Consider the following 14088-nt stretch of genomic DNA (forward strand, 5'->3'; position numbering starts at 1 on the left):
TTCGCCCCCGCAATTTAGGATTTATTGATATTACATGTTAGGATAGTTCGGACCACCAGCCCCTTCTGGGGTGACCCAGGTAATATTTTGGCTCGGATCTTTAATATCGCAGGTTTTGCAATGAATACAGTTTTGCGAATTGATAACAAACTGCTTCTCACCTTGCTCGTTTTCGTTTACTTCATACACGCCTGCAGGGCAGTAGCGCTGCGCAGGCTCATCAAACTTAGCTAAATTCACTTTGATTGGTATTTCAGAATCTTTTAACTGTAAATGACATGGTTGCACTTCTTCATGATTGGTATTCGATAAAAATACGGAAGAAAGTTTGTCAAAACTTAATTTACCATCCGGCTTTGGGTAACTTATAGTTTGCGATTCAGATGCAAGCTTAAGCTGTGCGTGATCCTGATGTTCGTCCTTAATAGTAAATGGTAGCGAACCTGAGAAAATGTTTTGGTCGATCATATTGTAGGCGCCACCCATAATACGACCTAACTTATGCATTGCTGGGCCAAAGTTACGAGATTGATAAAGCTCATCATAAAGCCAACTTGCCTTAAATTTATCGGCAAAACTTACCAAGTCTGACGGAGCGCTTTCTTGGCCTAATGCCTCAATGATGGCATCGGCTGCAAGCATACCTGACTTCATTGCAGTATGGTTGCCTTTAATTTTGGCAAAGTTGAGGGTACCTGCGTCACAGCCAATCAGTAAACCACCTGGGAAATGCATTTTAGGTAGGCTGTGAAAGCCACCTTTGGCGATTGCGCGAGCACCATAGGCAATGCGCTCACCACCTTCCAGTACACTCGCAAAGGTGTGGTGATGCTTCATACGCTGAAATTCATCAAATGGACTTAGGTGTGGATTAGTGTAATTTAAGTCGATGATTAACCCGACCACGACTTGATTGTTTTCAGCATGATACATAAATGAACCGCCATGGGTATCATTGTCGAGTGGCCAACCTGTGCCGTGTACAACAAGACCTTCTTTATGCTTGCTTGGGTCTACTTGCCAAATTTCCTTAAAGCCGATGCCATAGTGTTGAGGGGAAGCGTCTTTATCCAGTTTAAATTCAGCTATAAGTTGTTTGCCTAAGTGGCCACGGCAACCTTCAGCAAATACGGTATATTTCGCTCTAAGCTCCATTCCAGGCATGTAGCTGTCTTTAGGCTGGCCATCTCTATCTAGGCCCATATCACCGGTAATAATACCTTTAACTTGTTGCTCTTCTATTATTAGAGAGTGGGCGCTAAAGCCTGGGAAAATTTCAATGCCAAGTTGTTCTGCTTGTTCAGCGAGCCAACGGCAAACATTACCCATAGAAACAATATAGTTGCCGTCATTTTTAAATGTTTTTGGTACTACTAGATGAGGCAGTTTGGTGGCATTGGTTTCATTTTTGAATAAATAAATGTCGTCACCCGTCACTTTCGTTGTCACGGGAGCGCCTTTTGCAGCCCAATCAGGGATAAGTTCATCTAGTGCTTTGGTTTCAAATACTGCACCCGACAAGATATGTGCACCTACTTCTGAGCCTTTTTCGACTACACAGATCATTAATTCTTGTTGTTTTTCTTGAGCCTGTTGAGCGAGTCGGATAGCGCAAGACAGGCCCGCAGGACCTGCACCAACTATCACAACATCAAACTCCATGGTTTCACGTTCGACCATTATTAACCTCACACTATTTGACGGTAGATTAACTAAAGAGAGGCTTTAGTTTGATTTTCGTTAAACTAAGGTTATTTGAGGTTGACGTTTACGTCAACAGGAAGTAGTCTGAAACCAATAAAATAATTTGTTGACGTAGACGTCAGCTTAGAGAATAACCAGATGATGGAGTAACCATGAAAGTACTTGTGCCAATCAAACGCGTGATTGATTACAACGTAAAGGCAAGAGTCAAATCTGACAACAGTGATGTTGATTTGAGCAATGTTAAAATGGCGATCAACCCATTTTGTGAAATCGCAGTAGAAGAGGCGGTTCGTTTAAAAGAAGCGGGCACCGCAACGGAAGTTATTGCCGTTTCAATTGGCGATAAAGCTTGTCAAGAGCAGCTAAGAACGGCGCTTGCACTAGGTGCAGATAAAGCAATTCACATTGAAACAGACGCAAAGCTTGAATCTCTGCACATTGCAAAACTACTGGCTAAGGTAGTGGAACAAGAAAGTCCAGAGCTGGTCATTCTAGGTAAACAGTCTATCGATTCTGATAATAACCAAACAGGACAAATGCTAGCGGCGTTAACTAAGCGTGCTCAGGGCACTTTTGCCTCTAAAGTTGTAGTTGAAGGCGATAAAGTACAAGTGACACGTGAAGTTGATGGCGGTTTGCAAACGGTGTCGCTATCACTTCCAGCGATCGTGACAACAGACTTGCGTTTGAATGAGCCTCGTTATGCTTCACTGCCAAATATCATGAAAGCTAAGCGTAAACCACTAGACGTAATCGCAGCGGATTCGTTAGGCGTTGATTTAGCTCCTCGTATTGAATTGGTGAAAGTTGAAGAGCCAGCTAAGCGCTCTGGTGGCGTGATGGTTGAGAGCGTTGAAGAGTTAGTAAACAAGTTAAAAACAGAAGCAAAGGTGATCTCATGAGCGTATTAGTTATTGCTGAGCACGAAAATGGTGTATTGAAACCTGAAACCGCTAAGGTGGTTGCTGCTGCAACAAAAATAGCAAGCGACATCACCGTATTAGTTGCAGGTCACAACATCGCTGAGGCTGCCAATCACTCTTCACAGATCGCTGGCGTAAAAAAGGTGGTTGCTGTTGATGATGCTTCATTCGAACATCAGTTGGCAGAAAACACATCTGAGCTAGTTGTTGAATTAGCAAGTGACTTTTCACACATTTTGTTTTCAGCGTCTACCACAGGTAAAAATATCGCGCCACGTGTCGCGGCGTTACTCGACAAATCACAGATCTCAGAAATTATCGATGTGATTGATGCAGACACCTTTAAGCGTCCAATTTATGCGGGTAATGCAATTGCGACTGTAAAATCATTAGACTCACAAAAAGTTATCACTGTGCGTGCATCAGCATTTGATGCCGTAGAGACTCAAGCAGCATGTGACATTGAGGATCGCTCGCAAAGTATTGCCTCTCAAGTGAGTGAGTTTGTGAGCATTGAACAAACTGAATCTGAGCGCCCTGAATTAACTGCCGCACCGGTTGTTATTTCAGGTGGCCGTGGTATGCAAAACGGTGAAAACTTTGCCTTGCTAAATGGTATTGCTGACAAACTAGGGGCCGCAATTGGTGCATCGCGTGCTGCTGTTGACGCGGGCTTTGTGCCTAATGATATGCAGGTAGGCCAAACCGGTAAGATTGTGGCGCCTAACTTATATATTGCAGTTGGGATCAGCGGCGCAATTCAACACCTTGCGGGTATGAAGGATTCTAAGGTCATTGTCGCTATCAACAAAGATCCAGAAGCCCCGATTTTCCAAGTGGCTGATTATGGCCTTGTTGCGGATCTATTTGATGCGTTACCAGAGCTTGAACAGGCACTGTAACGCTTCTTTTTGTAGCTAGCCTACATCAAGAAAAATAATTCTGGTTGTTAAAGCCGTTGTACCTTTGGTCGCGGCTTTTTTCGTGTCTGGGATAAAAAAGCGGTAGGAATAAATATGTTATCAGGCTTAAATCACATCACAATAGCGGTATCTAACCTAAATACGTCACTGGATTTTTACTGCGGTTTGCTAGGGTTTGAGCTTTGGGTAACTTGGGACAAAGGCGCGTATTTAGCGCTTGGTGAAGTATGGCTTTGTTTATCTTTAGGAGAGCCATCTCCGAGCTCAGATTACAGTCATATAGCGTTCAATATTGCTGCCGAAGACTTTACGACTTTTTCTAAAACATTATTGGATAACGGAGTTGGCTTATGGCAGCAAAATAGCAGCGAAGGAGACTCGCTCTACATTTATGACCCCGATCATCACAAACTCGAGATCCATAGTGGTAGTTTGCAAAGTCGGTTAAAAAGTTTGCTGCAGCAACCGTATTCAGGCCTCACTTGGTATAAAAAATTATAATTTTAATTACCAGTATTAATTATCTCGTCGTTTAAATTGATGCTTATATTATTCTGGTAAAGAAAGGGCGCAATGACTTGCTCGGAAGCGCCCAAACCTTATTTAATGGCTAGTAGTCGTAACTAATATGTTGGAAGAAGCGTACGTTGATATCTTGCTTTTCAACATTAACAGGAAGTTGCGCAACAAAGCGTTTAATAGCCGTTTCTACGTGATTCATAAAACGACCATAGCCCATGTCTTTTTTGTCTTTGTCATTGGCAACGATCACAAAGCGAATGGTGTCCACTAGGTTTGCTTCGTTAAACAGCGAGTAAATTTGATTGTCACCGGAGCCGGTATCAAAACTCAGCTTTTGTAGCTCTCGGTTAGTATCGGACTTATCGATTTTGGCGCTTCTGATGATAGGCAAACGGCCATCGGCTACCATTGCTACCATATTAAGCTGTTTATCGGCGCAAGAAGAAAGAAATGCATCTTCTAGTGTACGATAGAATTGTCCGTAATCACTAGGGCGCATTTGGCTTTGGAACTCTGTTTTTATTGCACGTGACACTGGAATGTTAAAGGTCGCGTAGGTCATTTCACTATATTCTTCTGGTAACGTGCAGTTTCTGGCTTGATAACGTGGGTAAAGTGCACGCAATTTATAACCATACGACTCTTTGTCACCTTTCGCTTTGGCAAAGAGATCATAGGTTAAATGTTGATGGTCTCTCACTCTAAACTGAGGTTCTAGCGGAGAAAAGCCTTCTTTAAGTGCATCAAGCACCTTTTTCACTTTGTTGTGGAAGGTCGCTGCATTGGCGCGTAATTCATTTCCCGTGGCTAAAAATAATAAGCGGATTTTACGCGCTTGGTATCCGTCATTGAGATAAGTTTGGTGCGCTTCGTGGAACTTAGGATTATAGAAAAACAAAATCTGCTTTTCTGTTTGCATGGTATAGGCTTCGTCGTGGTAACGCACCACCGGCAATTTATCGTTCGCAATTACATGTACATTATGCAGCTCATATTCGTCACACAGTGCGAATAGCTGGCGAGACAAACGCTCGTAACACGCGGCGCTGGAGTCAAAACATGCATAGAATGCATCATCCGGTTTAAACTCAGCAAGAATATAGTGGTTGTTCCTAGCCTTAGTTGATATATAAACACGATTCAAATTCATTGAAGCCATTACTTTTGTCCTTTCCTCGGTAACGTGACTTAAGCAGTGTTTGTGGTATAAACACTGAGATGGCGCAACTATAGGATGAAGTTGTGACGGAAATATTGCGCTAGAACAAAATTTGTCACAAAAATCTGATGAACATTTAACCAAATGAATAAATCCTGATACAGCGCAGATAATTGCTGTAAGTTCGGCTGAGTTTTTGTAATAATGCCGAGGTTAACTAAGAGCATAATTCAGAGGAAAGATTTCCTATGGCGGAAACTGAAAATCGCCCATCAAACTTTATTCGCAACATTATTGATGCGGATCTTGCCAGTGGCAAACATGCGTCTACGCACACACGTTTTCCACCTGAGCCAAATGGCTTTTTACACATTGGCCATGCTAAATCAATTTGCTTAAATTTTGGTATTGCCCAAGATTATCAAGGTAAGTGCAACTTACGCTTTGACGATACCAACCCAGAAAAAGAAGACATCAACTACGTTAAATCTATCCAAGAAGATGTCCAGTGGCTTGGCTTTGAGTGGGATGGTGAAATTTGTTATTCATCAAACTACTTCGACAAGTTGTATAGCTACGCCGTAGAGCTAATTGAAAACGGTAAAGCGTATGTCTGTTTTTTATCTCCAGAGCAAGCACGCGAATATCGCGGCACGCTGACTGAGCCCGGCAAAAATAGCCCTTATCGTGACACTTCACCTGAAGAGAACTTAGCCTTATTCGAAAAAATGAGAAATGGCGAGTTTAAAGAAGGGGAATGTGTTCTTCGTGCTAAGATTGACATGGCAAGCTCATTTATGGTGCTTCGCGACCCTATCATCTATCGTGTACGTTTTGCACACCATCATCAAACTGGTGATAAGTGGTGCATCTATCCGATGTATGACTTTACGCACTGTATTTCCGATGCGCTTGAAGGGATCACGCATTCACTTTGTACATTAGAGTTCCAAGATAATCGCCGTTTGTACGACTGGGTGCTAGATAACATCAGCATTGCGTGTCATCCGCAGCAAATCGAGTTTTCTCGTTTAAATCTTGAATACACGGTGATGTCGAAACGTAAGCTTAATGACTTGGTTGTTAATAACCATGTTGAAGGATGGGACGACCCACGCATGCCGACAATTGCAGGGCTTCGTCGTCGTGGTTATACACCAGCTGCAATTCGCGAATTTTGTAAGCGGATTGGCGTAACCAAAATGGACAACATGGTTGAAATGGGTATGCTTGAAGCGTGTATCCGTGATGACTTAAACGAAAATGCACCACGCGCAATGGCGGTACTCGACCCTGTTAAGCTAGTAATTGAAAACTTTGATGCAGATAAAGTTGAAATGCTACAAGCGCCTAATCACCCAACATTAGACATGGGCGAGCGTGAGCTACCGTTTACGCGCGAAGTCTACATTGAACAAGAAGATTTCCGCGTAGAAGCGAACAAAAAGTTCAAACGTTTGGTGCTAGGTAAAGAAGTGCGTCTTCGTAATGCTTATGTGATTAAAGCTGAGCGCATTGAAGAAGACGAAAACGGTAATATTACGACAATCTACTGTAGCTACGACCCTGATACTTTAGGTAAAAACCCAGAAGATGGCCGCAAGGTAAAAGGCGTAATTCACTGGGTATCTGCTTCACATTGTATTGAAGCGCCAGTGCGTCAGTATGATCGTCTATTTACTGTGCCAAACCCAGCGGCTGCTGAAGATTTCACGGAAGTGTTAAACCCAGACTCTTTGGTAACCATTGCAAATGCCAAACTTGAGCCAGCACTTGCAAACGCTAAGCCTGAGCAAGGTTATCAGTTTGAGCGTTTAGGTTACTTCTGTCGTGATAACAAGTCAGAAGCGCTAATGTTTAACCAAACTGTTGGTCTACGTGATTCGTGGACTAAGATAGAACAGCAAGGTTAATACTGAATGAGGTCGGCTAATGTCGACCTTTTTTATTGCTTTTCCTACGTACAATTATGTCTGAAAAATCCATCCAACACTTCTATATCAACGAACAGCAGTCCATCTACTTACTGTCTCATCATGATGCAAAAAAGCATCGTCAATGGCTGAATATCTGTAAAAAACAATTGAGCCAACTTGGCTATAAACATGTTGAGGTAATTGGCTCTGGTGCATTTGGCTTCGTATTTGCTGGTAGAAGTGATATGGGGAAAGACTGGGTGTTTAAATTTTCTCGGATCACGCTTGCCCAAAGTGTGCGTGATAGGCTTGAAGATGAAGGCTATATGTTGTCGCAAATTGACAACCCTATGGTGCCAAACTTCTATGCCTTCGAGCGAGTAAAGAAGCAAGGCATTTTGATGATGGAGCGTGCCCCTGGTGAAGATTTAGAAAAGATCTCACTCAAAAAGGGCCGTTTTAAAGCGCATGAGTTGGTAAGCCTCGCGTTAAAACTCAGAAATGTGTTGGTTGATTTGCGCGAGCGTCGCAATGGCATGTCTCCTCAGCCCATCGTTCATGGAGATATTAAGCCATCCAATATCGTTTGGGATGAAGCTTCCGATGGTTTCTCTTTGGTTGATTGGGGAAGCTCAGTCTATGCTCAGGTGGACGTGTATGGCGAGCCTATCGCCAGCAATATCATGGATTTAATGTCATCTGATGTAAGTACGACTAACGCTCGGATGGGAGATGTGTACTTTATTGGCGATGAGCAAATGTCGGGTGCACAATCTTCTCCTCGTTTTGATGAACAAGGCGTTGCATCGACGATTTATGCACTGGCTAGTGCACAATCATGTCGCTTTGGTGCTCAGGTCATTCCTGCTAGCGCTTTGGGGCTGCCAAAAGTATTTGCGCAAGTGCTGGATGGCATGCTTAGCAAAGACAAAGCAACGAGGGATAGCGCAGGGGATTACTTTGTTCGTAATATGCCAGCAATGGCAAAAATGTATTTACCTGATTTAACACTGTCAGAGAAAAAATCCCGCATTCCTTTTTGGACCTACGAAACCGCAGTTAAACCTGAAACGGTCGTCTATAGCTCACGCAAGCAGTTTTTACGTCGTGCTGACGATAAACACAATCTAAGAGACGTAAACGACGCGCAATTAGATAGATATTATAAAGAGTTTTTGTTTGATACCGGCGATACCGAGAAAGCCTTTTTGGCCTCAATCAGCAGGCTGGCAAAATATCCGGTCGTTGGTGGTCTCAGTTTTCACTGGAAAGACGCGCAAGTATTTGTTGAGTCGAGTCTTATTTTACACGATGAAACATTGAGTCTTGCATTTAAAGACGCGTTGAACGCCACCGTAATGCTCGCGCAGGGGATCAAACAAAAAGGTTTATTTAAATGTTGTTTATTCGACGCGCGGCAAACTATTCAATTGACTCGTGACGGCACCGGTGCGTTCCAATTTGACCATCTGCCAGAACTAGAGTTTAGCGTTAGCGATATTTCGAGCAATGAAATTACACGCCCGCATTCATACTTTGAAGACGGCAAAGATCCAGACGAGCAACTGCAGCTGCCAAGACAGATAATTCAATGCGTGTTCGAGTTAAATCAGATCCATCATACAGGTTGCATCATTTTTGAATCGTTGCAAGATAGGATGAAAATTCATTATTACTACCGGCTACTTGATGCTAATAAAGCAGCGCAATTTAAGGCGCTATTGACTCGGATCATGCAATACGCGGTTAGTATTCAAGATTATGGCGTAGCAGGGTTTATGAAGCTGCCCTATAAAAATACACGTGAGTTTGCTTTATGCGACCGTCAGTCTGACTTTTTCTTTCCCAAAAATCCCAAAACATTTGTCGTTAACACTTAGGTGTTAGTACCGCTTCTGGCCAGTTATTGAGGCTCTTGCTGATTTATGAAATAGTGACTATACCAATTCTAATTGCTATAACCTAGCTGACGAAGGAAAGTGATGAGCAATCAACTTGCTTGCGATAGCAATGCTATTCGTAAGTCTATAGAAGTGCTGTACAAGCAAGAAAGCCGGAAAATTTACGCCACACTGATCCGCCTTTTAGGTGACTTTGAGTTAGCGGAAGAAGCATTGCAAGACGCGTTTAATGTGGCGTTAAAACATTGGCCTACTCAAGGCATACCAGAAAATCCAGTCCCTTGGTTAATTTCTACTGGTCGCTTTAAAGCCATTGATGCAATACGTAAACAGCAACGTCAAAGAGAAAAGCTAGAAGTTGCTGCTACTGAAGTGGATGGGGTTTCTGATATCGCAGGCCACGCTCAAGAGCAAAACGCCAATGTAATTGAAGACGACCAATTGCGATTAATTTTTACCTGCTGCCATCCGGCTATTGATCCAAAAGTACAAGTTGCGCTTACTCTGCGGGAGGTCTGTGGACTAACAACAGAAGAAATTGCCAGTGCATTTTTGGTGTCTAACACAACAATGGCACAACGAATTGTGCGCGGCAAAGCGAAGATCCGTGATGCCCGTATTCCGTTCGAGCTGCCAGACGACACTGACTTTAACAACCGACTTGATGCGGTGCTTACGGTTATCTATCTGGTCTTTAATGAAGGGTATTCAGCAACACAAGGCGAACTTGCAATACGCAGTGAACTGACGTCCGAGGCCATCCGCTTAACTCGTTTACTTTATTCTCTAACACCAGATCCAGAAGTGGCGGGGTTACTCGCCTTGATGCTCTTGAATGATGCAAGAAAGGCGGCGCGCACCAATGCCAGCGGTGACATCATTTTACTGGAAGATCAAGACCGAAACCTTTGGAGTAAAGGTATGATCACCGAAGGTACGCAGTTGGTCGCTGAAATAATGCGCGCCGGTGAATATGGCTTTTACACCATTCAGGCGGCTATCTCTGCGACTCATGCTGTTGCGACAACTGCAGCGGCGACAGATTGGTCACAGATTGTTGAATTATATGCTCAGCTACACAAAGTGAGCCCTTCTCCTGTTATTGAGCTCAACCAAGCGGTTGCAATCGCTATGAAAGAGGGGCCAGATGCGGGTATTACCATTATAGAGCGGCTATTTGAGCACAAAGAAATGCAAAGGTATCACTTGGCTCATGCGGCTTATGGCGAACTATTATCTCGTGCTGGCAGAACGGCTAGTGCGATTAATGCATTTAAAACGGCTCTCAACTTAACAACGCAATTACCAGAGCAAAGGGTTCTCAAACAAAAGCTTCTCAAGCTCGGTGAAAATTAATTAAGAAAATTTTCCTTACTTTGTCGATCTCTAAAGAATGCATTCGACTAGAGTGTATAGAGCACTTTATTTATTAATACCGCAGGTAACCTTTGGTTATTCAGCTCTATTTATAAAAGACAACAGGAGAATTGACGATGAAAGTAATGGTGATTGTAAAAGCAAGTGAAGGGTCTGAAGCAGGAGAGTTACCAACCGCGGAATTAATGGCTGCGATGGGAGAATTCAATAATGCATTAGTTGATGCTGGAATAATGACTTCTGGTGATGGTTTAAAGCCGAGTAAAGAGGGAGTTCGCGTTCGTTTTAAAGGCGAAGAGCGCATAGTAACTAAAGGGCCTTTTGCAGAGACTAATGAGTTAATTGCAGGTTATTGGGTATGGGAAGTTACATCAATGGAAGAGGCGCTAGAATGGGTTAAGCGCTGTCCTAATCCCATGAATGAGGAATCTGATATTGAAGTTAGACCGTTTTATGAAATGGCTGACTTTGCAGGTATCGATCCCAGCGGCGAAATCCTCGCAGGCGAAGAACAATTAAGACAAAAGATTGCGATGCAAACTGCACATGTTTGCAATTATTTGTTTTTTGCAGGGCGTACCGAAGAGGCACTTGAATACTATCAACAGCATCTATATGCCAAAGTCGGTCTGCTTATGCGTTTTAACGAAAGTCCAGATCCTATTCCTGATGGTGCGATACCAGAAAACTTCTCAGATAAAGTAATGCACTGTGAGTTTAGCATTGGCGATATGAAGATTTTTGCATCTGACGGCTGTGGTGATGATGCTTCGTTTGCAGGATTTAGCCAGTCTATAACCATTGATTCTGAACAAGAAGTCCACAGAGTATTTAATGCGCTAGCCGATGGTGGCACGGTCAGAATGCCATTACAAGAAACATTTTGGTCCCCCCTTTATGGTCAAGTCGTTGATAAATTTGGTGTTGCGTGGATGGTGATGTTACCTAGTAATACTAATTAACCTTGAGCACGGAATAGCTAAGTCAGATCGAGCAGCAAAAGACGTTCGCTATTCAGATACTAATTAATAAGGAGCTGGACACACTATGAAATATGTCGCTTTGGTTTATTACGATGAACAAGCAATGGAAAAGCTCTCACAAGATGAATGGGACGCACTTAACCGTGAATGTATCGCGTGTGGGGAATCATTAAAAGAGCGCGAGCAGATGATAGGGGGCAACGCGTTGCTCTCAACTCAAAGTGCGACAACCTTGCGGGTACGAGCGGGTAAAGTCGATATTACCGATGGCCCATTTGCAGAGACTAAAGAGCAGCTTGCGGGGTTTTATTTACTTGATGTCAAAGACTTAAATGAGGCCATCCAAGCGGCTAGCAAAATTCCGCCAGCGCGCTATGGCAGCATTGAAATTCGGCCTGTTCGCGAGTTACAAGACGAGAACAATGTCAGCTATGAAGCACAAAGACGAGAATAATAGAGGGGTCAAAGATGAGTTATATAGATGGTTTTGTATGCGCTGTACCCACCAGTAAGCGTGAAGAATATCAAGCACACGCCAGCAAAGCGGCAAAAGTGTTTAAAAAATTTGGAGCAGAACGCGTTGTCGAGGCCTGGGGGGATGATGTCCCTGATGGTACGCTTACCTCTTTTCCAATGGCTGTAAAATGTAAGCCTGATGAAACAGTGGTGTTTTCCTGGATCACTTGGCCTTCAAAAGAAGTGCGTGATGCTGGAATGGCAGAAGTATTTAAAGATCCTATTTGCGATCAAGAAGCTAATCCAATGCCGTTTGATGGTAAAAGGCTTATCTATGGTGGCTTTATGACAATAGTAGAGTGTTAATCTTAGTTATTAAATTGGGCTGAGTTATCAGCCCAATAGACATGGAGCTGATATATGCCGAACTTTACCATTACCACTTTTGATTGGGTGCCTGAGCTGCCAAGAGGATATGTCAGGGATATTCGCTTGCGCTGGGCGCTAGAAGAGGCGGGCATACCCTATGATATAGAACTTACCGCATTCAATGAACGAGAAAATGCGCATTATTTACATCAACCATTTGGTCAAGTTCCTTGGCTTAGCCATGAAGATAAGGAGATATTTGAAAGTGGTGCTTGTCTGTTATACATCGCTGAACATAACGATGAGTTAATATCGACAGAAAATAGGTCATCGGTAATACAGTGGTTATTCGCCGCGCTCAACTCTGTTGAAATGGCGAGCCTTCCATGGACAATTTTGAAATTTTCTGAAGATACTTTTGAGAGTGATAGCAGCAAAGCGATAGAGCGATTTTTACATAGCCGTTTGAAACACATGAATGAATATCTTCGTGGAAAAACTTGGTTGGCTGAGCAATTTTCTGTTGCAGACATCGCGATGGCTGACGTGCTTCGTTTGGTCGATAGGTTTGATGGGCTAAAACAATATAGCTATTGCCGAAAGTATCTAGAGCAATGTGTTTCTAGAGCTGCTTTTAAAAAAGCATACAAAGATCAGCTGGAATTGTACTCTAGAATATAGTGACCATATAAATGGAAGGTGGTGTTTATGCAACAAATTAAAAAAGCCAGCAATTTGCTGGCTTAATGCTTAAATTGGCGAAAAGGTAGGTTAGTTACCATTTTCCTCAGCGTACTTTTTGCACGCTTCTTTATCTTCACACTCACCGTATAAATATAGTGAGTGATTCGTGAGTTTGATGCCATTGCTGTTCGCGATTTCTTCTTGGCGTGTTTCAATAACGTCATCTTCAAATTCGACAACTTTGCCACATTTTAAACATACCAAGTGATCATGGTGCGTGCTGCCAGACAGCTCGAAAACAGATTTACCGCCTTCAAAGTGGTGACGTGTTACAATACCAGCATCATCAAATTGGTTTAGCACGCGATATACTGTAGCTAGGCCAATTTCTTCACCTTTGTCCAATAAGATCTTGTACACATCTTCTGCACTGATGTGTTGATTATCAGGAGACTGAAGGATCTCTAAAATTTTGATGCGTGGAAGCGTTACTTTTAAACCAGCCTTTTTAAGCTCTAAGTTGTGATCAGTCATTAAATCTGTCTCAATCTGTTAGTTATAATTTGTCTTAGGTCAATATTCACGACGCTATAACCTAAGAATAACTTGCTCGGGCAGCAAGTGCAAAGCAAATGGAATTAATCTTCCAGCTCGCTTAAGCACATTTCGTCATATACTTGTGCACACCACTGTTTAACGCGTTGCTCTGTTAGCTCAGGCTGGCGATCTTCATCAATACCAAGGCCAACAAACTTACCATCTTCAACGACAGCTTTTGACGCTTCAAAGTCATAACCATCGGTAGACCAATGGCCAACAACAATAGCGCCACGTTCGGTGACGATGTCATTAACCATGCCCATCGCGTCAAGGAAATATTCAGCATAATCTTCTTGGTCGCCACAGCCGAAAATAGCAACTAACTTACCTTCGAAATCGACTTCTTCAAGTTCAGGGAAAAAATCATCCCAATCACACTGAGCTTCGCCGTAGTACCATGTTGGAATACCGAAAAGTAGTAAATCGAATTCGGCAATCTCTTCTTTACTGCTTTTAGCAATGTCCTTTACGTCTACGAGCTTTTTACCTAGCTCTTTTTGAATCATTTTAGCAACGTGTTCTGTGTTACCAGTATCACTGCCGAAAAAAATACCTACGCTTGCCATTA

Annotated in this window: 14 protein-coding genes; 10 read left to right on the forward strand and 4 right to left on the reverse strand. The window is 42.9% G+C overall.

Annotation, left to right across the window (positions count from 1 at the left end):
* Positions 1-30: 30 nt before the first annotated feature.
* A complete protein-coding gene (locus PNC201_RS08300) occupies positions 31-1680 on the reverse strand; it encodes an electron transfer flavoprotein-ubiquinone oxidoreductase (RefSeq protein ID WP_102056763.1) in 1650 nt (549 codons plus the stop codon).
* A gap of 176 nt (positions 1681-1856) precedes the next feature.
* Between PNC201_RS08300 and PNC201_RS08305 the strand changes: the two genes are divergently transcribed.
* The 3 genes from PNC201_RS08305 to PNC201_RS08315 all read left to right on the forward strand — a co-directional run bounded on the left by PNC201_RS08305 (position 1857) and on the right by PNC201_RS08315 (position 4054).
* Positions 1857-2609 carry an electron transfer flavoprotein subunit beta/FixA family protein gene (locus PNC201_RS08305; protein WP_010604704.1) on the forward strand — a complete coding sequence of 251 codons (753 nt, stop codon included), beginning with the start codon at positions 1857-1859 and terminating at the stop codon, positions 2607-2609.
* Positions 2606-3532 (forward strand): electron transfer flavoprotein subunit alpha/FixB family protein, encoded by a 927-nt coding sequence (locus PNC201_RS08310; protein WP_102056764.1) that lies wholly within the window; start codon positions 2606-2608, stop codon positions 3530-3532. The genes PNC201_RS08305 and PNC201_RS08310 overlap by 4 nt, the downstream gene beginning before the upstream one ends.
* Before the next feature lie 114 nt (positions 3533-3646).
* Positions 3647-4054 carry a VOC family protein gene (locus PNC201_RS08315; protein WP_102056765.1) on the forward strand — a complete coding sequence of 136 codons (408 nt, stop codon included), beginning with the start codon at positions 3647-3649 and terminating at the stop codon, positions 4052-4054.
* 109 nt (positions 4055-4163) lie between these two features.
* Here PNC201_RS08315 and PNC201_RS08320 read toward each other — a convergent pair whose 3' ends face one another.
* The gene (locus tag PNC201_RS08320; protein WP_102056766.1) at positions 4164-5234 is read right to left on the reverse strand and encodes a DUF3083 family protein; all 1071 of its coding nucleotides are present in this window, start codon (positions 5232-5234) and stop codon (positions 4164-4166) included.
* Positions 5235-5482: 248 nt separating this feature from the next.
* On the opposite strand from PNC201_RS08320, the gene glnS reads away from it, so the two are divergent.
* From glnS to PNC201_RS08355, 7 genes are all read left to right on the forward strand, one after another.
* Positions 5483-7147, forward strand: a complete 1665-nt coding sequence (gene glnS, locus PNC201_RS08325; RefSeq protein ID WP_102056767.1) for a glutamine--tRNA ligase — start codon at positions 5483-5485, stop codon at positions 7145-7147.
* Positions 7148-7203: 56 nt separating this feature from the next.
* Positions 7204-9030, forward strand: coding sequence for a protein kinase domain-containing protein (locus PNC201_RS08330; RefSeq protein WP_102056768.1), 1827 nt, complete (start codon positions 7204-7206; stop codon positions 9028-9030).
* A 102-nt stretch (positions 9031-9132) separates the two neighbouring features.
* Positions 9133-10407 carry an RNA polymerase sigma factor gene (locus PNC201_RS08335; protein WP_102056769.1) on the forward strand — a complete coding sequence of 425 codons (1275 nt, stop codon included), beginning with the start codon at positions 9133-9135 and terminating at the stop codon, positions 10405-10407.
* Positions 10408-10544: 137 nt separating this feature from the next.
* Entirely contained in the window at positions 10545-11390 is an 846-nt protein-coding gene (locus PNC201_RS08340; protein ID WP_102056770.1) for a YciI family protein, read from the forward strand.
* An 85-nt stretch (positions 11391-11475) separates the two neighbouring features.
* Positions 11476-11865 carry a YciI family protein gene (locus PNC201_RS08345; protein ID WP_010372682.1) on the forward strand — a complete coding sequence of 130 codons (390 nt, stop codon included), beginning with the start codon at positions 11476-11478 and terminating at the stop codon, positions 11863-11865.
* A 14-nt stretch (positions 11866-11879) separates the two neighbouring features.
* Positions 11880-12233, forward strand: coding sequence for a DUF1428 domain-containing protein (locus PNC201_RS08350; RefSeq protein WP_102056771.1), 354 nt, complete (start codon positions 11880-11882; stop codon positions 12231-12233).
* Positions 12234-12287: 54 nt separating this feature from the next.
* Positions 12288-12917, forward strand: coding sequence for a glutathione S-transferase family protein (locus tag PNC201_RS08355; protein WP_102056772.1), 630 nt, complete (start codon positions 12288-12290; stop codon positions 12915-12917).
* A 90-nt stretch (positions 12918-13007) separates the two neighbouring features.
* Here the strand turns inward: PNC201_RS08355 and fur are convergent, their stop codons facing one another.
* Both fur and fldA read right to left on the reverse strand, forming a co-directional pair.
* On the reverse strand, positions 13008-13454 hold the full coding sequence (gene fur, locus PNC201_RS08360; RefSeq protein WP_010372691.1) for a ferric iron uptake transcriptional regulator: 447 nt from the start codon (positions 13452-13454) through the stop codon (positions 13008-13010).
* A 104-nt stretch (positions 13455-13558) separates the two neighbouring features.
* On the reverse strand, positions 13559-14086 hold the full coding sequence (fldA, locus tag PNC201_RS08365) for a flavodoxin FldA (protein ID WP_010604714.1): 528 nt from the start codon (positions 14084-14086) through the stop codon (positions 13559-13561).
* Positions 14087-14088 lie beyond the last annotated feature (2 nt).

This window comes from Pseudoalteromonas sp. NC201 (assembly GCF_002850255.1).
GTDB lineage: Bacteria > Pseudomonadota > Gammaproteobacteria > Enterobacterales > Alteromonadaceae > Pseudoalteromonas.

Coding starts and splice junctions, on each gene's coding strand:
- PNC201_RS08300 (WP_102056763.1), bottom strand. CDS start 1,680: ATGGTCGAACGTGAAACCATGGAGTTTGATGTTGTGATAGTTGGTGCA.
- PNC201_RS08305 (WP_010604704.1), top strand. CDS start 1,857: ATGAAAGTACTTGTGCCAATCAAACGCGTGATTGATTACAACGTAAAG.
- PNC201_RS08310 (WP_102056764.1), top strand. CDS start 2,606: ATGAGCGTATTAGTTATTGCTGAGCACGAAAATGGTGTATTGAAACCT.
- PNC201_RS08315 (WP_102056765.1), top strand. CDS start 3,647: ATGTTATCAGGCTTAAATCACATCACAATAGCGGTATCTAACCTAAAT.
- PNC201_RS08320 (WP_102056766.1), bottom strand. CDS start 5,234: ATGGCTTCAATGAATTTGAATCGTGTTTATATATCAACTAAGGCTAGG.
- glnS (WP_102056767.1), top strand. CDS start 5,483: ATGGCGGAAACTGAAAATCGCCCATCAAACTTTATTCGCAACATTATT.
- PNC201_RS08330 (WP_102056768.1), top strand. CDS start 7,204: ATGTCTGAAAAATCCATCCAACACTTCTATATCAACGAACAGCAGTCC.
- PNC201_RS08335 (WP_102056769.1), top strand. CDS start 9,133: ATGAGCAATCAACTTGCTTGCGATAGCAATGCTATTCGTAAGTCTATA.
- PNC201_RS08340 (WP_102056770.1), top strand. CDS start 10,545: ATGAAAGTAATGGTGATTGTAAAAGCAAGTGAAGGGTCTGAAGCAGGA.
- PNC201_RS08345 (WP_010372682.1), top strand. CDS start 11,476: ATGAAATATGTCGCTTTGGTTTATTACGATGAACAAGCAATGGAAAAG.
- PNC201_RS08350 (WP_102056771.1), top strand. CDS start 11,880: ATGAGTTATATAGATGGTTTTGTATGCGCTGTACCCACCAGTAAGCGT.
- PNC201_RS08355 (WP_102056772.1), top strand. CDS start 12,288: ATGCCGAACTTTACCATTACCACTTTTGATTGGGTGCCTGAGCTGCCA.
- fur (WP_010372691.1), bottom strand. CDS start 13,454: ATGACTGATCACAACTTAGAGCTTAAAAAGGCTGGTTTAAAAGTAACG.
- fldA (WP_010604714.1), bottom strand. CDS start 14,086: ATGGCAAGCGTAGGTATTTTTTTCGGCAGTGATACTGGTAACACAGAA.